Origin of the sequence: Vibrio sp. 1167 (assembly GCF_033340375.1) — a bacterium.
Classification (GTDB): Bacteria; Pseudomonadota; Gammaproteobacteria; order Enterobacterales; family Vibrionaceae; genus Vibrio; species Vibrio alginolyticus.
Genome location: NZ_JAWOWK010000012.1, coordinates 51,419 through 71,058, shown reverse-complemented (window position 1 = coordinate 71,058; position 19,640 = coordinate 51,419). Strand labels below are relative to the sequence as shown.

Below are 19,640 nucleotides of genomic sequence, written 5' to 3'. Positions count from 1 at the left end.
TCACGGTCAGTTTTAGTGAACGTTGCTGCCCCAAACCGTTTTGACAATATCCAAAATGGTCGCGTGACCTAAACGAAACTTTGCAGTTGTACTGCATGCTTACATAGAGAGAGTAAACAATGAAAAGACAAGGTGGTTTCACCCTTATCGAATTGGTAGTGGTAATTGTAATCCTAGGTATTCTAGCGGTAACTGCAGCGCCACGTTTCCTTAACCTGCAAGATGATGCTCGTAAATCTTCACTTCAAGGCCTAAAAGGCGCTATTGATGGTGCGGCAGGCATTGTTTATGGTAAGGCTGCAATTGATGGTATTGAAGCTAAAGCAGCAGGTGATGATGTTAAAGTTGATGATATTACGGTTGCGTATGGTTTTCCTACGGCAGATGAGACAGGTATTATGAAAGCGGTTAATGGTCTAGATGCAGCCACTGGTGACTGGAAAAAGGTGTCAAGCGTGACAGATGAGGGTAGTGAGAGTATTACATTTAGTTTCAAAGGAGCAGCTGATAATACAGCGACATGTGTGGTGAAATATAATCAAGCACAAAGTTCTGCTGCTGCTTCAACTGAGCTTGTGTTAGGCTCTGGCTGTGGCGCTTAATCTAATTGAAAAGGCCAGCTAGTCTGGCCTTTTTCTCTTTATTTTGATTAATCTCGGAATAGTTCATATGCGTAAAACATCGGGTCTTAGTGCGATAGAGTTTGTCGTTGTGCTGATTATCTTAGGTGTGATCGGTTATGTGGTATTACCAAGATTTATCAGCTTCGAGCCAGAAACTTACGAAGCAAAGTGGGAGCAAACTAAGCAAACCGCCGAGCACGTTTCTGAAACGCTGAGCAATAAAGAAACTTACGATCGGATTGAAGAAGAGATTGGCCGTTCAAAAGGGCAAAATAACTAGACATTGGTTGTTTGTTCGTCTGTTCACACTTCGAATCGAAAAGTTACAAACCTATCATTAATCTCATAATTTCATCGTATACTTATTTCGCTTGTTCTAAGCCTAAGGTTGGGTTATGAAAATTCGCAGCTCTGCATTAGGATTCACTTTAATGGAGTTAATCCTCGTGATTGTTCTCCTCTCTATCCTTTCACTTTTTGCAGCCAGCCGTTTTATGGGCTCTGGCAGTTTTTCTGCATATGCATTACAAGAACGTGTGATTTCTGTGATTCGCCAAGTGCAGGTGAATCGTATGCAGTCGAATGTTGAGAAACCTGATGATAACTTTCGTTTGCAAGTTTCTAGCTCATGTGTTGGTTCAGTTGCTGCCTGCGCACTAATAGGTAGTGCACAAGATGCCCGTAGTGACGTGGTTATCGATAAGTCCGCAAAGTTTTCCGTTATCAGCGGTGCCGCAAATACAATTAATTTTAACCTTCTCGGCAATCCTGTAAGTGGTGCTGTAAACATCTTAATTGAAGATAAACATGGTCGAAGCCGCTGCCAAGTTGAAATTAATACTCAAGGCTATGTTTCTAAAGGTACATGCTCATGAAGAAATCTAGTGGCATGACGTTAATAGAAATGATCATCGCGATTGTTTTAATGGGCATTGCGATGGTGGCGTTTACTTCTTTTCTTGTCCCTCAAATTCGAGATTCCGCCATTCCTCATTATCAAACTCGTGCCGCTGCATTAGGCCAAGGTTTTATGTCTCAGATATTGGCGCGAGGCTTCGATGAAAACAGCGACTTTGATGGTGGTTTAGTCCGCTGTGGTGAGACTGTCCTTGGTGGTAAGGATTGTTCCACAAGTCTTGGGGCAGATAGCGATGAATCAAACCCAGCTAGTTTTAATGATGTCGATGACTATATCGGTTGCTGGTATACGAAAAGCACAAAGGCTAAATGTAACTCTACGCCGTTATATGAGCTGAGTAACGTTCTTGGTACGTCTATGGAAAGTGATTACAAGAACTTTCGAGTAGAAGTGAAAGTGCAATACGTTAAATCAGACGGTACGGGTGTAAATAATCCTTCACTGGAAGAGATCACGGCTTATAAACGAGTCACTATGACTATTTACGCCGGACAAACACAGCCTTTAACACTGTCTGCGATAAGGGGAAACTACTAATGAAAAATCGTGGTTTCACTTTAATAGAAATGGTCATCACTATTGTGGTTGGTAGTTTTATCATGCTCGGAATTGCTGGCTATTTGCAGTTAGGAGCAAAGGGCTATGCCGACACTATCGATAGGCAGAAACTACAAACTCAGGCTCAGTTCGTTATTGAGAAAATGTCTCGAGAAATTCGTCATGCGGTGCCGAATAGCTTTTTTATTAATGAGAGTGAAAAAAACTGCCTGATGTTTATGCCGATAGAGCATTCTGGTTTTTATGCGATTTCTGGAAATGATATACAGTTTGTGGTTGGCTTTTTTGGTGACAATGCTCCCGAGCTTGATAGTGGCTTGAAAATGGTGATTAACCCAACACGGCTAAGTGATTTAACCTCATCCACTCATAGTGTTGATGTTGGAGCGCTTTCTCCAGATTCGGATAAAGCATATAAGATTATTGATGGCGCTAGTTTAGTAACCAGTCGCTCCGTTTCTAATCGACACTATCTCTATGATCCATCTAAGTCAGTGAAATATTGCTTTGTAGGCCCACAGATACAGCGTAACGGCGAAATAATTGCCGACAATCTTATTTATGTTGATGATCAATCTCAGAGTTATTTCAAATATGACGATAAATTGCTTCATCGAGGCGGGCTCGTGCATCTGAGGTTCGTGTTTGAACAGTCCGGTGAAAGTAGTGTGTACCAACAAGATGTGCAGGTGCTGAATGTTCCATAATAAGCAAAAAGGCAATGTGTTAATTGTGACGCTCTTTGTCATTATCGTAATGGGGTATTTGGCTGCGTCACTAATGAAAGTGACTTGGTCTAATCAAAGTGGTTTAACGCGTGAGTTTTTGGGTACAAAGGCATGGTTTACTGCTCAATCGAGTAATGACTGGGTGTTAACTCAGTTTTTCCCTTTAGATGAATCTGCTGCTGTTGCAACCCGTTGCGATGCTATCGAGGCAGAAAGCGTTAAGCCCGACAGCGGCTTGTTCGATCAGGCATGCAAAGTGACAACGATTGAATGTCAGAAGGCAGGTAAGCTACCAGGTGACTTTCCTGGTAAAGAAGTGGAGCTATATGTGGTTAAAAGTGTGGCTGTTTGTGGTTCTGGAGTGTCTAAAGTTCAACGTCAGCAAGAAGTTTGGGTAAGGGAGTAAAATACAATGAAAAAAATAATAACATCGTTACTTACGGTAGCGCTTTTCCTTTTTTCGTCAATCAGTTTTGCTGCAGTAAATAACAACCCTCAGTTTGAATTTGGCACTGTGCCAGCAGATAAATGTACTGTAGCAGGGCCAAGTGTGACTTGTGACATCGAGTTTCAGAATTCTTACTCACAACCTCCTCTGGTTTTTGTTATGCCGACGATCGATGCGAGTCGCTCTAACTTTGATAGCAAGACCACAGAATACCCTTCAGATTTGAAAATCTGGTCTATCAGTTCATCCAAAGCAACAATAAAGCAGTTATTACCTCCTCACAGAGCCGCTTGCCGCTATCTAAAATACAATCGTAAAAACGATAAATGGCAATGTAAAAACACTGGCGAGAGAATAACTTATGTTGATGCACCTATGAATGATATTGACTACTTGGTAATGGAACCAGGCGTTATTAAGTTTGATAGTGGTGCCATGCTTGTTGCAGGCAAAGTGAGCTCTAAACATACATTTTCTAATAAGCCTGATGGGACAAATAACATCAGCAAGCAGGTTAATTTTATTAACTTTGGTTTGAACACTGCTTTTTCAAAGCCACCAGGTGTTTTGGTTCAAATTCAAACTCGAAACAATATGGTTGGTAGCCAACCACTTTGGCTAAATACGATCGCTCTAGATCCTACTCGTACAGGCTTTTCATTAATCATTGACCGCTCTGAAGTGACAAAAAATGCGGTACTTGATCAACCTGAAGAAGTGGCGTTTGTGGCAGGCTATGGTGAAGGTTTTACTCAAGGGCGAAAATTTTGGCTAGGTAATGGTTCAACCCGTAATACGCTTAGCGCTCTGAATGATAATGTCATTAAACCAGTTACTGAGGGCTGTAAGCAGCTTAGCTACTTCCCGGTTACTGGCTTCAAATCTGCTCCGGTTTTATTGGCGTCTAAGCGTACTCGAAATGGTAATAACGGTGGTTGGCTAAGGCGTTGTTCTGTGACTAAAACCAGCGTTGCTTTGATTAATGAAGAAGATATGGATAGAGATGCTGAACGTGGTCACGTTGTTGAGCCGTTTTCATACTTCTTATTCGATAAGCCTCCTACAAGTGAAATTTGTGAGTTGTTTCCATCTCCAGTTCAAACTTGGACTGGCAATTCTAATGCGCTTCTAAAGATGAAAAATAATGCTCGGATTTCAGGGGCCCCTTATGTGAACGGTAAGCGTTACGTTGGTTTTCCTCAGTCGAAAATTACTTTAGAAAATAATGCATCATGTGACGATGAAGGTTGTTTTGGTAATGAAGGACTGATGATTAAACGGTTGGAATTAGAGAGTTTTAAGACTAGCTCTAAAGAGGTTGTTGTCGATCATCAGGAGAGTAAAACATTTTCTAGTTATGAGGTACTGGAAAAACTAGAAGTGAAAAACAATGCTAAAGTTACATTTAAAACGGGAACTTACTGGATAGAAGAGCTAAAGGTTGATAACAGCGCACAAATAAATATTCCAGACTCACAAAAAGTGCAAATTCATGTGAAAAAGCTGGAGCTGAAAAACAATGCGAAATTTTATACAGTCGGAAAAGCCGAGCTGATAATCATTGGTCATGGTAACGATAAAATTACTCTTGATAACAGTGCTGAATTGACAGGACTGCTCTATACAGAAGCAAGTGTAGAGTTAAAAAACAATGCAGTAGTTTATGGTGCGGTTACTGCTCGAAGTATTTCGATGGATAACTCGGCAAGTATCATTGCTACAGACAACCACTGTTTTACACCTTCAGATGATTATGAAGTAACGCTATCACCAGCAGCACAATATGCGTTGATGTGCGGAACAGAACAACCTAGTTTTGCAATAGAAACCAAGAACAATGGCTATGCGGAAAGCACTGGCGTTACTGTGCAGGTTTACCCTGATGCAGATAATTTTTCTATAGATGTTGTAGAAAGCACTGGTACTGGCTCTTATCCTAACTTTACGACAAGCAATGTGTCTTCGAAACTTGGTAAGTTGAAACTGCAAGTGAGCGTTAAAGATCAAAGTAGTATTGATCTTGATGAAGAATATACGTTAAAAGTTACAGTGGACAATGACTCATCAAAAACGCAGACATCAACTTTCAAGTTTGTGCCATTTAAATTTTCAGCTGACGACCAGTATGTAATCGCAGGAAAGCTGAAAGAGGTTGAAGTAAAGGCTCAGGCATGCAATGACGATAATGAAGTTGACGATATTGACTATGACGGTAAGCCGGATGTTTCATATCAATGGGTACGCCCTGCATCAGGTGCTGTTGGCTCTTTAACTTACTCCCCATCATTTTCCAGTGGAAAATCTTCTAAAGGTTTAACTCTGGAAGATTCAGGTGAAATGTTAGTTACTCTGACTGATGATAACTTCACTTGTAGTGGTGATGATTGTCCGATTGAAGGTGACGGAAATACGAAGACACTAAAAGGCCAGTTCACCGTCTATTCACGTCCTTGGACATTTGCGATTTGTTCTCCGGATGATACGAATATGGATGGCAGTATTACGGATTCCAGTAGTGCAGCATTTACCGCAGCAGGGAACTCTTTTGAACTCTCTGTCCGTCCATTGCGCTGGGTGTCAGATGGTGATGACAGTGATCCCGAAGATGGAACAACAGAAATAGAAATATCCGGCTATTGTAGTTCACCCGTCACTCAGAATTTCTTTATTGCGGGTAGTGCGATCACATCAACGGTCGGATTGACGCATTCAGTCGCTGAGCCTGATGGTGGAGATGATGGTTCTCTTTCTGGCACTTTGGTCTATAGCAATAGCGCGGGAACCAATAATACCTATCTGTTGTACAGTAGGCTTTCATGGAGCGAAGTAGGGGTATTGAAAGTAACCGCAGATACTCAGGCAAATTATTTGGGTATGAATGTTAACCCCGGCTATCGTGATATCGGACGTTTTTATCCTGCCTGGTTGAGCTTAGTAAGCAATAACTGGGATTATGCGTCTGACCATGATGGCTTCATGTACATGAGTCAGCCTATCAGTTATGACTTTGTGGTCGAAGCACAAAATATGGATGGCGAAGCTACTACCAATTACAGTAGTTTCAGCTCTGATTTAATTGCTGATGTCCAACTGCTGGCTGTGGACACGGATGATAACGAAGACATTAGCGATCGGGTGGAAAATTATTATCTAAACTACTGGGATGGCAGTGACTCATGGTCAGGATCACAGCTGTCAGTATCAAACCAGTCTTTCCAATTTAATAAATCAGAAACCAATAGTTCTCCGTTAACGACTGAAGCAGATGGGCCATTTACAAATGGATTTGGATTACTAGTGGCAGATAAAGTGGATGATGTCGACTTTCTTACTTCAGAAGATACCAACCTCGAATTAAATGACGATATTGGTAAGTCTTTTCCAACTCAACCAGATATTCGCTATGGCCGAATGGCAATGGATGATGTCGGTGGTACTTCTGTCAGTACCATCAATATTCCTCTGCGTACAGAATACTGGAATGGTTCTCGCTTTATCACTAATACTGATGACTCTGCTTCTGATTATTCTTCTGATGAAGACTATGTTTGTTATCAAGAGGTGTGGTCTGAAGCTTCTGGTTCAGACGGTTCGTTGAATGGAGTAACAAAGACAGTTGATTCAGGTGTCAACGACGAACTTTATGCTACTCCATATTCCGAAGATTATAGTAGCTCAATACGCCAACAATTACGCTTCTGGCTGAGAATGGATGATACTAGTACGACATCTCCGCAAACGTTGGAAACTGATTATGTTACTTGTGGAAGTAGCTACATGAGTCAACCTTGGCTCCAATATAACTGGAGAGGGAAAGGAGATGAAGACCCATCCTCCGTCGTCACCTTTGGTATTCATCGAGGTAACGATCGCGTGATTTACCGTGGTGAGCCAGGGTTAACCGGACAGTAACAACTTAGGTTTTTGCCCTTAAGTTAGGAAACTGCAAGAAATTGAGGCTTTCTGCTCATGTTTGTGTACCAATACCTTGCTGTGACAGCGAGGCATTGGTACATTTAGAGCAATTTTTGTCTTCTATATTTTTGCAGGATGAGCGAAGAGTATGTTTAAGAAACTTCGTGGCATGTTTTCTAACGATCTATCTATCGATTTAGGTACAGCCAACACTCTAATTTACGTAAAAGGGCAAGGAATTGTCCTTGATGAACCTTCTGTAGTTGCTATTCGTCAAGATCGTGTAGGTTCTGCAAAAAGCGTTGCTGCAGTCGGTCACGCAGCAAAACAGATGCTTGGTCGTACACCTGGCAACATTTCCGCTATTCGCCCAATGAAAGACGGCGTAATCGCTGACTTCTACGTAACCGAAAAAATGCTTCAGCACTTTATCAAGCAAGTGCACGATAACAGTATCCTAAAGCCAAGCCCACGTGTTCTTGTTTGTGTTCCTTGTGGTTCTACTCAAGTTGAGCGTCGCGCAATTCGTGAATCAGCACTTGGTGCTGGTGCGCGTGAAGTTTACCTAATCGACGAGCCAATGGCGGCGGCAATTGGTGCTGGTTTACGCGTATCTGAGCCGACAGGTTCAATGGTGGTCGATATCGGTGGTGGTACAACTGAAGTTGCCGTTATCTCTCTAAACGGTGTGGTTTACTCATCGTCTGTGCGTATCGGTGGTGACCGCTTTGATGAAGCTGTGATCAACTACGTACGTCGTAACTACGGCAGCTTGATTGGTGAAGCAACGGCTGAAAAGATCAAACACGAAATCGGTTCTGCTTACCCTGGTGATGAAGTTCAAGAGATTGAAGTTCGCGGTCGTAACCTTGCAGAGGGTGTACCACGCAGCTTTAGCTTGAACTCAAACGAGATCCTAGAAGCGCTTCAAGAGCCGCTATCTGGCATCGTATCAGCAGTCATGGTTGCACTAGAACAGTGTCCACCAGAGCTTGCTTCAGACATTTCTGAAAACGGTATGGTACTAACCGGTGGTGGTGCACTACTTAAAGACCTAGACCGTCTACTAATGGAAGAAACTGGTATTCCTGTGGTTATCGCGGAAGATCCACTAACGTGTGTTGCGCGTGGTGGCGGTAAAGCACTAGAAATGATCGACATGCACGGTGGCGATCTGTTCTCTGAAGAATAAAGGTTTAGGTGAAGCTCATGTCGGGCTTCACCTTCATTTCTGCTCTCTCTGTAATTCAAACATGCTCCATACCTAAAAGTATTTAGTTAAGTATTTTTAGGTTGCCAAGTAAGGCTCAATAATCATGGAAGCAATCAGGTCAAAAACAAGATGAAACCGATTTTCGGCAGAGGTCCGTCTCTGCAATTACGTCTGTTTTTTGCTGTCATCGTGTCGGCGAGCTTAATGCTGGCCGATAGTCGTCTAGATACGTTTTCCAACGTTCGATACCTACTAAACAGTATGGTTGCACCGATTCAGTACGCAGCGAATTTGCCTCGTAGTATGTTCGATGGCGTATTTGAACGTTTTAATTCTCATCAGGCATTGGTTGAAGGCAATCGCAGCTTAAAGCGAGAAGTGCTACGCCTGAAAAGCGAGCTTATCTTGCTCGACCAATATAAAGAAGAAAACCAACGCTTACGTAAGTTGTTAGGATCTTCATTTGTCCGTGATGAAAAGAAAGTCGTGACAGAAGTAATGGCGGTTGATACTTCACCTTATCGTCATCAAGTGGTGATCGATAAAGGCCGTATTGATGGTGTTTACGTTGGTCAGCCTGTTATCAATGAGAAAGGCATCGTTGGTCAGGTCACGTTTGTCGCAGCGCACAACGCACGTGTTCTGCTGCTAACGGACGCGAAAAATGCAATTCCTGTCCAGGTGATCCGCAATGATATCCGAGTGATCGCATCGGGCAATGGTGAAATGGATGAAATCCAACTGGAGCACATTCCAACCAGCACAGATATTCAGGTTGGTGATTTATTGGTGACATCCGGTTTAGGTGGTATTTACCCTGAAGGATATCCAGTCGCGACGGTTACCAATGTGGATCACGATACGCGTCAAGAGTTCGCCTCAATCAAGGCTGAGCCGGTTGTGGAGTTTGATCGCTTACGCTACCTACTGCTGATTTGGCCGAATGAAGACCGTCAACACAAAGTACTGCGGTCCAATGTAGATGAAGGGTTAGAGCAAGAACAAGAGGTAACCGATGGCCAATAATGTATTGAGTAGCCGAATGGTGATTGGCGTCAGTTTCTTCGTTGCGCTGGTACTGCAAACCATTCCATGGCCAGGTGTGTTAGATGTGTTACGTCCGTCATGGTTGTTCCTTGTCACGTGTTATTGGGTGTTGGCACTACCGCACCGAGTGAACGTCGGAACTGCGCTAGTGTTGGGCTTATTGTGGGATATCTTGATCGGCTCAACGCTTGGAATTCGTGGCATGATGATGTCGATCGTTATCTACCTTGTGGCGCTGAATTTCCTGTTGATTCGCAACATGGCATTGTGGCAACAGTCGATTTTAATTGCCTTTTTTACTGCGTTATTGGAAGTTTTGATATTCTGTGGGGAATATTTGAACCAGGACGTAGTATTTAATCCATTATCTCTGTGGACGGCGGCAATAAACTGTATACTTTGGCCATGGATGTTTTTATTAATGCGACGAGTTCGTCGTGCATGGCACGTAAGGTAAAGCGGTGAAGAAAAGCTTATCTCTCGTTCTCGCATCGGGTTCTCCGAGAAGAAAAGAGCTGCTTGCTCAACTGGGTTATGATTTTGAGATCGTATTGCCTGATATTGAGGAAGCCAAACAGGCTCATGAGCAAGCACGAGATTACGTGTTGCGTCTTTCTTTGGAAAAAGCTCAGGCAGGCTTAGCGTTGGCTAAGCCTGATTCCGTTGTATTGGGCTCTGATACGGTCGTAGTATGCGATGACCGTGTGCTAGAAAAACCAAAAAGTTTTGAAGATTCAAAGCGTATGCTTACTGACTTATCGGGTCGTCGTCATCAAGTGATGACTGCGGTGAGCGTTGTATCATCGGAACAACAACATTCAGTGGTCGTTACCACTGACGTGTGGTTCAAACCACTGACTCACGAAGAAATCGAACAATATTGGCAGTCAGGAGAGCCATGCGATAAAGCTGGAAGTTATGGTATTCAGGGACTCGGAGGGCGATTTGTCACCCGAATCGAAGGCAGTTATCACGCTGTAGTAGGCTTACCTTTGTTCGAAACCGATCAGCTAATTCAAGAATTTTTATAATTGTTTTGAGGTGTGCACATGAGTGCAGAATTGCTGCTTAACGTGACCCCGAGTGAAACTCGTGTGGCCATGATTGAAGGTGGAGTACTACAAGAAATACATATCGAGCGCGAATCGCGTCGCGGTATTGTGGGCAATATATACAAAGGCAAAGTAAGCCGAGTGTTACCAGGTATGCAGGCGGCTTTCGTCGACATTGGTTTAGATAAAGCGGCGTTTTTACATGCGTCAGATATTGTTCCTCATACCGAATGTGTGGCAGAAAACGAAAAACAGCAGTTTCAAGTCCGTGATATCTCTGAGCTGGTACGCCAGGGACAAGACATTGTTGTGCAAGTGGTCAAAGATCCGCTCGGCACAAAAGGTGCGCGTTTAACGACGGATATCACCTTACCTTCGCGTTATCTTGTTTTTATGCCGGGGGCCAGCCATGTCGGTGTTTCGCAGCGTATTGAAAGTGAAAAAGAGCGCGAGCGTTTGAAAAAGGTGGTGAACCATTACTGCGATGAGCACGGTGGTTTTATCATTCGTACCGCGGCAGAAGGCGCTGATGAAAAAGAGCTATCTCAAGATGCGGCATTTCTAAAGCGTTTGTGGCTAAAAGTCATGGAGCGTCGCTCAAAATACAAAACGCGTTCAACACTTTACGGTGAACTCGGCTTAGCTCAACGCATTCTGCGTGACTTTGTTGGCACAGAGCTCGATAAGATCATGGTCGACTCCCGCCTTGAATACGAGAACCTGAAAGAATTCACTTCTGAGTATGTACCGGAGTTAACAGATAAGCTTGAGCTTTACGAAGGTGACAAGCCAATCTTTGACATGTACGACACCGAAAACGAAATTCAGCGTTCTTTAGAGCGCAAGGTCGAGCTAAAATCGGGCGGCTATTTGATCATCGATCAAACCGAAGCCATGACCACCATCGACATCAACACGGGTGCATTTGTTGGTCGTCGTAATCTCGAAGAGACTATCTTCAATACCAATATAGAGGCAACGCAAGCTATTGCGCGTCAGCTACGTTTACGTAACCTCGGCGGTATCATCATTATTGATTTTATCGATATGGCATCCGAAGAGCATCGTCAGCGAGTACTTACCTCACTGGAAACGGCGCTGGCGAAAGACCGAGTAAAAACCAACATCAACGGCTTTACCCAGCTTGGCTTAGTTGAAATGACGCGCAAGCGCACACGAGAAAGTATTGAACATATCTTGTGTTCTGGCTGTCCTACTTGTGAAGGCCGTGGCAGCGTGAAAACGGTCGAAACCGTATGCTTTGAGATATTACGCGAGATTACTCGTGTGAACCGTGCTTACGACGCCGATAATTTTGTCGTGTACGCATCGCCGTTTGTTGCTGAAGCGCTATTGGGCGATGAGTCTCATGCGTTGGCAGAGCTCGAAGTATTTATTGGCAAGCAAGTGCGAGTTCAGGCTGAACCCCTGTACATTCAGGAACAGTTTGACGTCGTAATGATGTAATTTGGAACATTTGTGAATTCTGGTGTTAACCGTTTTGGGCGTTTTTGTGCGTGGAGTTTAGTTACTGTATTGGTGTTATTAGCCATATTAGTAACCACGCTTCGCGTCACACTGCCGCAACTTAACCATTTCCAAGATGAGATCAAAACCTGGGTCAAACAAGGCACAGGTTTTGACGTTTCTATTGCTAATGTCGCAGGGACGTGGCGCAATAATCATCCCTCAATTGCGTTACTGGGTTTAGAGGCAAATCTACCAAACGTGCAAGATGCACGCTTCGCTGTTGAAGAAGTCCAAATTGAGTTCGACCTTATTCAATCTCTTTTTCAACTTAAACCTGTAGTTGCAGACCTTACCATTCATAACCTCGCTTTAGACATTCACACGGTAGACATTCTGCCGACTTCTCATCGTCAAGATCCGAAGCCTGAAGTGGATAAGAGCGAAGTGAAACTCATTGACCAACTCGACTCACTTCTTTTACGTCAGTTCGAAGACTTCACTATTAGCGATTCACGGATTTGGTATAAGTCGGTGTCTGGTGAAACTCGCCGTTTAGATATTGAGCAGCTTCGTTGGAGCAATCAAGGGAAACGTCACGTAGCCGAAGGCACGGTTAGCATTGCCGATGTTCGCCTGAACTCATTGTTAGTAAGCGCTAACTTTAAAGATCATGGCTCGTTGCGCGATGTATCTGGTGAGTTTTACGTGAGTGCTCAAGATGTCTCGGTCACACCTTGGCTGACCACTTACATGCAAGAAGAGTCAGGAGCAGAGTCGGGTAAAGTCAGCTTAAATACTTGGCTAACGCTCAAACATAGCCAACCGCATGATGCTTATGTTGAATTGCTGCCTTCCGAGTTGGTGTGGAATGAAGATGGACATCATGAGCTGTTTATTGAGTCTGGAATTTTCAATCTTCGACCAGATAAACAAGGCTGGAAAGTAAATGGTCACTCACTTCAAATCAGAACCGATAATACCCCTTGGCCAGAGCTAGACGTCGCGTTTGATTGGCAACCAAACGGCTGGATGCTTAATCTCTCTCAACTCGACATAGAAGCACTCATTCCGCTCATCAAGCTGGCTCCAGAGTCAGAGTCGACCAGTGACCTTATTAACAAACTAGCACCGAAAGGTCGGGTCGAAGATGTCCGATTGTCAATGAACGGTGGTTTAGACACCTTACGCTACTCGGCTGAACTGGATGAACTCGCGATGACACAATGGGAGCTCCTACCCGGGTTTCATCACGTACAGGGCAGCGTATCGGGGGATGTGAATCAAGCTAAAGCAAAAGTCACCGTCATTGATGATGTCTTTCCGTACGGCGATGTATTCCAAGCTCCGCTGAATATCAAACAAGGTGAAGTCGATATTATCTGGCAGCAAGATGATGCGGGTTGGCGTTTGTGGGCGGATAAAGTGACGGCAGCAACGCCTGATCTTCAAGTCTTGGGGGCATTCCGTCTTGATTTTCCAAAAGAACAAAGCCCATTTTTATCGTTCTATGCCGAAGCGGATCTCTACAACGCGGGTGAAACATGGCGCTATCTACCGACTCTGGCACTTGGACAAGACTTGACCGACTATCTTTCGACCGCGATTCAGGGCGGTAAAGTGAACACAGCGAAATTGTTGTGGTATGGCGAGTTAGGTGATTTTCCTTACAAAGAACATAATGGCATGTTCCAAGCTTGGGTTGGATTAAAAGACGCGAAATTTAGCTTTGATACGGCATGGCCAACCATCACGGATTTGCAGCTAGACTTGCTGTTTGAAAATGATGCCATGTATTTGGATTCAAAATCAGCCACACTAAATGGCGTTCATGCCAAGCGTATCACTGGGCGAATCCCTGAGTTGGCAGAAGGTGGACACATCGAGATTGAAGCGAAAGCAAGCGCGCCGGGTAATGAAGTCCGTGACTACATGATGGCGACGCCATTAGTGGATTCAGTCGGTGCCGCATTGACAGCGCTGCAAGTGAGTGGGCCCGTTTACTCTGAGTTTCAACTCAACATACCGTTTGATTTTGAGAAAGACTCTCGCGCTTGGGGTTATGCCGATTTAACAGAAAATCGTGTTGATATTGAAGCGCCGCCAATGACGCTTGAAAACGCCACAGGACGTATCACCTTCGACAATGATGTGGTTACCACATCGGGTTTGTCGGCCGAATTATTACAACAGCCTATCTCTCTTGATTTCCATGGAGAGAGTGCAGAGCAAGGCTACAACGTGACAATTAATACACTAGGAGATTGGGATGTCGAGCCGCTCAAACCCTATGTCGGTGAGCGTTGGTTAAACCTTGTTTCTGGCCATGCGCCGTGGCAAATGGATATTGACTTGCAACTCAATGATGTTGGTTTCACTTATCAGCTTGAAGTGCTGGCGCAGCTAAATCGTCTGGCTAGTCAATATCCTTATCCTTTAGCGAAAAAAATTGGTGAGTCTGGGCAAGCGAAACTGCAAGCATCCGGCAACCAAGAGAGTATTTCAGCACGACTACAGATCCCAAATGTGAAGTATCAAACTGAGATAGATATCGCTGGCGATGTCCCGGTTCTGACTGCGACTCATTTAATGGTTGGCAAAGGTGGCTTCCGGATTAGTCCTATTGTCGGGCACGATGCTTCGGTGCGTGTCGAAGAACTGAATTTAGACCAATGGGCGGAGCTTGCGCAGGTCTCTGAGAGCAAGCCTTCATCGTCTGTTTTGGCAAGCATGAAAACGCCGACCATTCCATTGCCGACACGCATTGAAGTTGAAACGCCAAACTTACAGCTCGGTGGGATTGAGTTTCATGATGTGGATTTTTCAGCAAGCAAGAAAAATTTGAGTTGGCAACTCGATGTGGACAGTCAAGAGGTTAAAGGGAAAGCTAACTATCTGAAACCCTATGATCTATCGGTCTCTCTAGAGCACTTGCATCTGTACATCCCAGGGTTTGAAGAGATGACCAAAGAGCGCAGTTCAATCTTTGCGAGTGAAGATCAAAACGCACCTTTGATTACCAATTTTGACCGCAAGTTTCACGCAGAGATGCCAAACTTAACTTTGAACATCGATGATTTTTGGCTGCAAGGTTACAAAGTGGGCAAAGTTAATGTTGATTTGCAGCGTCGCGAGAACCGCTTGGAGTGGAAAAATATCACCTTTAGTAGCGGCAAAAACCGCATTGATATGAGTGGTTGGTGGGACCTGACGAAAGAGAGTAGTCATTCCAACTTAACCATGAAAATGAAAGGTGATAACAACACCGATCTTATGGAGCGCTTTGGTATTACATCAGGCATTCAACAAGCACCATTTGAGATCAATGCCAATATGGAGTGGGACGGCGCACCTTGGTCAATGAAGACACAAACCTTGCAAGGAAACGTCTCAACGGAATTTGGTAAAGGCGTGATCAGTGAAGTTAGTGGTGCGGCACGCTTGTTAGGCTTGTTCAGCTTGGATTCTATCATCCGTAAGATGCAGCTCGACTTTACCGACGTATTCGATAAAGGCATGGCATTCAACTCGATCACGGGAACGGGCAAAATCCAAGACGGTGTGTTTATCACCAATGATATCGTAATGGATGCGTTAGCAGGGGAAATGCAAATCCGCGGCATCGCTAATATGAACAGCAGAATGGTTGATGCGGAAGTGAAATTCACACCAGACATCACATCAGGCCTACCAATGCTGACCGCGTTTGCCGTTGCGCCTCAAACTGCTTTGTATGTCTTGGCCATCTCTACGGTGATATCTCCGGTGGTTGAGGTCTTCACTCAAGTCAATTATGAAGTGAAAGGCCCACTAGATTCACCAACGGTGAAAGAAATTTCGCGAAGTAAAGGTGAATATAAGCTGCCAGAAAAACTGCGTGAACAGGCCAAATAACTCACCGAATATAATGGAATAGGGAGGAAACACATGGAGCGTGTTGGCATTATTCAAATGACTTCGGGTCCGGATATTAACGCGAATTTGGACTTCATTGAAAAACAGTGTGCTTTAGCGAGCAAGCAAGGTGCCAAACTTGTTCTTACTCCTGAAAATACAGTGCTATTTTCCAGTCGCGAAGCTTATCATCAACATGCAGAGCCACTTGGCAGTGGCATGATTCAACAGCGGCTCTGTGAAATCGCTAGAAAGAACCAGTTAACGCTAATTGTCGGAAGCATGCCCATTCAAACCGCAAAAGGTGTCACCACCACAACACTTGTATTTCCGCCGCACGGTAAATGCATTGCTCACTATGACAAACTGCATATGTTTGATGTCGACGTAGCCGATGGTTATGGTAGTTATCGTGAGTCGGATACGTTTATGGCGGGTAATCAAATAGTCGTTGCGGAAACTGATATCGGCAGTGTTGGATTGAGTATTTGTTATGATTTACGTTTCCCAGAACTTTATAAAGTATTGCGTCAAGAAGGGGCGGATATCATTGTGGTGCCCGCTGCGTTTACCGCTGTGACGGGGCAAGCTCACTGGGAAGTATTATTGCGAGCTAGAGCGATTGAGACACAATGTTGGATTTTGGCAAGCGGACAAACTGGAACGCATCCATGTGGACGAAAAACATGGGGACACTCAATGGTCGTTGACCCTTGGGGACGTATCCATAAACAGCTTCAGGATGAAGTAGGTTTATTGGTGACTGAGATAGATTTGTCACAAAGCCAACAAGTAAGGCAGAATATGCCGCTGACTCAACACAGTCGCTTTCAAAATGAATTGAGACGGAAATAAAAGAGCTAACTATGAGCACAAACCAAATAGAACAGGCACTCCTTGCCCCAAATGGTCTGACAGAACAAGACATTGCTGACACGCTTGCCAGCATTGCGACGCGCCAGATCGATTATGCGGACATTTACTTTCAGTCCAGCTGGCATGAGTCTCTGGTTCTAGAAGACAGCATCATCAAAGATGGCTCTTTTAACATTGATTGTGGTGTTGGTGTCCGTGCAGTAACTGGCGAGAAAACCGGCTTTGCCTACTCTGATCAAATCCAGCCTGAAGGCCTGAAGCAGAGTGCAATGGCGGCGCGCGGTATTGCTCAGCAAGGGCAGAATGGTAAAGTCCAAGCGTTTAAACGCACCGAAAACCAAGCGTACTACGCCGCTGTGAATCCACTAGCTGAATGGGAAAAGCAGCAAAAAACAGAATTGCTCAAATCTCTAGATGCTTACATCCGCACTAAAGAACCATTGATTAAAGAAGTCTCGATCAGCATCAGCGGTGTGCATGAGCAGATGCTTGTTGCGGCAACAGACGGTACTTATGCAGGCGATATTCGTCCTTTGGTGCGTTTGTCTATTAGCGTGCTCGCACAAAAAGGTGAACGACGTGAACGCGGTAGCGCTGGTGGCGGCGGCCGTTTCGGTTACGATTTCTTTTTAACGGAAAGCAATGGTGTGAAACAAGCTTTTCATTACGCAGACGAAGCGATTCGCATGGCGTTAATCAACCTTGAAGCAGAAGCAGCACCAGCTGGCATGATGCCAGTAGTATTGGGTTCTGGCTGGCCTGGCGTGTTGCTACACGAAGCGGTAGGTCATGGCCTAGAAGGTGATTTTAACCGGAAGGAATCTTCGGTTTTCTCTGGCAAAATGGGTCAACAAGTGACGTCTTCGCTGTGTACCATCGTCGATGATGGCACGTTAAAAGACCTTCGTGGTTCACTGAATGTGGATGATGAAGGGGTAAACGGCCAGTACAACACGCTTATCGAAAATGGTGTGCTGAAAGGTTACATGCAAGACAAGCTAAACGCGCGGTTAATGGGTGTGAACCCAACAGGTAACGGTCGTCGTGAGTCTTATGCACATTTACCAATGCCGCGTATGACCAACACCTACATGCTACCAGGTGAACATACGCCAGAAGAAATAATCTCGACGGTCGAGAAAGGGTTGTATGCGCCAAACTTTGGTGGCGGTCAGGTGGACATTACTTCGGGTAAGTTTGTGTTCTCTGCATCCGAAGCATACTTGATTGAAAACGGTAAAATTACGCGCCCTGTTAAAGGTGCGACGTTGATTGGATCAGGTATCGAAGCAATGCAGCAAGTCTCTATGGTCGGTAACGACCTAAGTATCGACAAGGGCGTTGGCGTATGTGGTAAAGCAGGTCAAAGTGTGCCAGTTGGGGTTGGTCAGCCGACCTTGAAACTGGACTCACTGACAGTAGGTGGCACTGAGTAACTCAGTTGAATCGTTATAAAAAGAGCGCTCATTAGAGCGCTCTTTTGCTTTGTGAGTCGGTGTCAATTACAGGTTTTCTTCAGCAAATTCCGCCAAGCGGCTACGAACCACGCCGTTGAGGTGAATATTCGCGCTGCCTTCAAAGTTCTTGAAGCGTTCAACCATGTACGTCAATCCTGATGTCACTGGGGTGAGGTAATGAGAGTCAATCTGCGCCAAGTTACCGGAGCAGACGATTTTGGTTCCTTCACCACAGCGGGTAATGATGGTTTTGATTTGTGATGCAGTGAGGTTTTGACACTCATCAAGCAGTACAAACGCATTTTGAATTGAACGGCCACGCATAAAGTTGATCGATTTAAATTGAATGTTGGCTTTATCGCAGATGTACTTCAATGAGCCTTCAGTGCAGTGATCGTGTTTATGTAGCGCTTCCAAGGTATCGGTCACCGCCGCTAACCACGGCATCATTTTCTCCTCTTCGGAGCCGGGTAAGAAGCCGATGGATTCACCGATATCTGGCGTGTTACGTGTTACGATAATTTTATCGAACATGCTTTTTTCAATGGTTTGCTCCAATGCTGCTGCCATTGCCAGTAATGTCTTACCACTACCCGCCGCACCCGTTAGAATCACCAAGTCAATTTCTGGATCGAGTAAGGCATCTAACGCCATTCCCTGGTAGATATTTTTAGGTGTGATGTCCCAAGCCTTACGATGCATTAGACGTTCGCGGCTCAGGTCGAGAAGCGTTAGCTTGTCTTCATTGATGGTTTCTACGCGACCAGCAAAGTCACTGTCTTCATCAATAACGTATTGGTTGATAAAGGTTGGGTCGAAGGGTTCGCGACTGAGTTTGTGGTAAGTTTTTCCGCCCAGTGCATAGCTTTCTACTTCCTCAATACCGCTCCAGAAATCACCTTCACGCAATTGAAAGCCTTTGGTTAGGTATTGAATGTCGTCAATCAGTTGGTCGGTTCTATAGTCCTCAACAAAGCGTACACCAGCCCCTTTGGCTCGCAGACGCATGTTGATGTCTTTCGTGATCAGTACCACTTCACGTGGTGCACGTTTATTTTGCAGATAAAGCACCGCGTTGAGAATACGGTTGTCACCGGCTTTGTCGGCGAAGGCTTTGACGGTTTCCTGCAGTTCAAAATCCGCCAAAATGGAAATAGTACCTTGGTCGGGGTTGTCTTTAGAAACAGGAATGCCTTCAGAGATTTCATCTGGCGTTGCTTCTTTAAACAAATCTTCCAAGGTGCGAATAGCCACGCGCGCATCTCTTGCAACGTCGCGCTTGCTGTCTTTGATTCGGTCGAGTTCTTCCAACACGGTCATGGGGATAACGACATCGTGTTCTTGGAAAGAGAAGATGGCAAAGGGTTCATGAAGAAGAATGTTGGTATCGAGTACAAACAGTTTCCGATCGGTATCGCCCATAGCGTCTCCTTGCCGTAGTAC

The 19,640-nt window shown here is 44.7% G+C and carries 16 protein-coding genes; 15 read left to right on the top strand and 1 reads right to left on the bottom strand.

Annotated elements, in window-relative coordinates; all coding sequences use genetic code 11:
• The first annotated feature begins 119 nt into the window (after positions 1 to 119).
• The 15 genes from R7Z78_RS20040 to tldD all read left to right on the top strand — a co-directional run bounded on the left by R7Z78_RS20040 (position 120) and on the right by tldD (position 18,176).
• Entirely contained in the window at positions 120 to 602 is a 483-nt protein-coding gene (locus R7Z78_RS20040) for a type II secretion system protein (RefSeq protein WP_169644026.1), read from the top strand.
• A 67-nt stretch (positions 603 to 669) separates the two neighbouring features.
• A complete protein-coding gene (locus R7Z78_RS20035) occupies positions 670 to 903 on the top strand; it encodes a type II secretion system protein (RefSeq protein WP_064368798.1) in 234 nt (77 codons plus the stop codon).
• 115 nt (positions 904 to 1,018) lie between these two features.
• Positions 1,019 to 1,498, top strand: coding sequence for a type II secretion system protein (locus R7Z78_RS20030; RefSeq protein ID WP_048626843.1), 480 nt, complete (start codon positions 1,019 to 1,021; stop codon positions 1,496 to 1,498).
• A complete protein-coding gene (locus tag R7Z78_RS20025) occupies positions 1,495 to 2,079 on the top strand; it encodes a prepilin-type N-terminal cleavage/methylation domain-containing protein (RefSeq protein ID WP_169644024.1) in 585 nt (194 codons plus the stop codon). The genes R7Z78_RS20030 and R7Z78_RS20025 overlap by 4 nt, the downstream gene beginning before the upstream one ends.
• A complete protein-coding gene (locus R7Z78_RS20020; protein WP_169644022.1) occupies positions 2,079 to 2,807 on the top strand; it encodes a PilW family protein in 729 nt (242 codons plus the stop codon). The genes R7Z78_RS20025 and R7Z78_RS20020 overlap by 1 nt, the downstream gene beginning before the upstream one ends.
• Positions 2,797 to 3,234, top strand: coding sequence for a hypothetical protein (locus tag R7Z78_RS20015; RefSeq protein WP_047103642.1), 438 nt, complete (start codon positions 2,797 to 2,799; stop codon positions 3,232 to 3,234). The genes R7Z78_RS20020 and R7Z78_RS20015 overlap by 11 nt, the downstream gene beginning before the upstream one ends.
• A 6-nt stretch (positions 3,235 to 3,240) precedes the next feature.
• Positions 3,241 to 7,188 (top strand): DUF6701 domain-containing protein, encoded by a 3,948-nt coding sequence (locus R7Z78_RS20010; RefSeq protein WP_169644020.1) that lies wholly within the window; start codon positions 3,241 to 3,243, stop codon positions 7,186 to 7,188.
• Positions 7,189 to 7,339: 151 nt separating this feature from the next.
• Positions 7,340 to 8,383 carry a rod shape-determining protein gene (locus R7Z78_RS20005; protein WP_005381144.1) on the top strand — a complete coding sequence of 348 codons (1,044 nt, stop codon included), beginning with the start codon at positions 7,340 to 7,342 and terminating at the stop codon, positions 8,381 to 8,383.
• Positions 8,384 to 8,533: 150 nt separating this feature from the next.
• Positions 8,534 to 9,430 carry a rod shape-determining protein MreC gene (mreC, locus tag R7Z78_RS20000; RefSeq protein WP_005381142.1) on the top strand — a complete coding sequence of 299 codons (897 nt, stop codon included), beginning with the start codon at positions 8,534 to 8,536 and terminating at the stop codon, positions 9,428 to 9,430.
• Positions 9,420 to 9,908, top strand: a complete 489-nt coding sequence (gene mreD / locus R7Z78_RS19995; RefSeq protein WP_005381141.1) for a rod shape-determining protein MreD — start codon at positions 9,420 to 9,422, stop codon at positions 9,906 to 9,908. Before mreC ends, mreD begins: the two co-directional genes overlap by 11 nt.
• A 4-nt stretch (positions 9,909 to 9,912) precedes the next feature.
• The gene (locus R7Z78_RS19990; RefSeq protein ID WP_005381139.1) at positions 9,913 to 10,482 is read left to right on the top strand and encodes a Maf family protein; all 570 of its coding nucleotides are present in this window, start codon (positions 9,913 to 9,915) and stop codon (positions 10,480 to 10,482) included.
• 18 nt (positions 10,483 to 10,500) lie between these two features.
• Positions 10,501 to 11,970, top strand: a complete 1,470-nt coding sequence (gene rng, locus R7Z78_RS19985) for a ribonuclease G (RefSeq protein ID WP_005381138.1) — start codon at positions 10,501 to 10,503, stop codon at positions 11,968 to 11,970.
• A gap of 12 nt (positions 11,971 to 11,982) precedes the next feature.
• A complete protein-coding gene (locus R7Z78_RS19980; RefSeq protein WP_104975638.1) occupies positions 11,983 to 15,864 on the top strand; it encodes a YhdP family protein in 3,882 nt (1,293 codons plus the stop codon).
• 33 nt (positions 15,865 to 15,897) lie between these two features.
• Positions 15,898 to 16,719: a carbon-nitrogen hydrolase family protein gene (locus R7Z78_RS19975; RefSeq protein WP_005381136.1), complete on the top strand. Its 822-nt coding sequence runs from the start codon at positions 15,898 to 15,900 to the stop codon at positions 16,717 to 16,719.
• Positions 16,720 to 16,730: 11 nt separating this feature from the next.
• A complete protein-coding gene (gene tldD, locus R7Z78_RS19970; protein WP_005381134.1) occupies positions 16,731 to 18,176 on the top strand; it encodes a metalloprotease TldD in 1,446 nt (481 codons plus the stop codon).
• 66 nt (positions 18,177 to 18,242) lie between these two features.
• Here the strand turns inward: tldD and R7Z78_RS19965 are convergent, their stop codons facing one another.
• Positions 18,243 to 19,619: a PhoH family protein gene (locus tag R7Z78_RS19965; RefSeq protein ID WP_005381133.1), complete on the bottom strand. Its 1,377-nt coding sequence runs from the start codon at positions 19,617 to 19,619 to the stop codon at positions 18,243 to 18,245.
• Between the last annotated feature and the right edge of the window lie 21 nt (positions 19,620 to 19,640).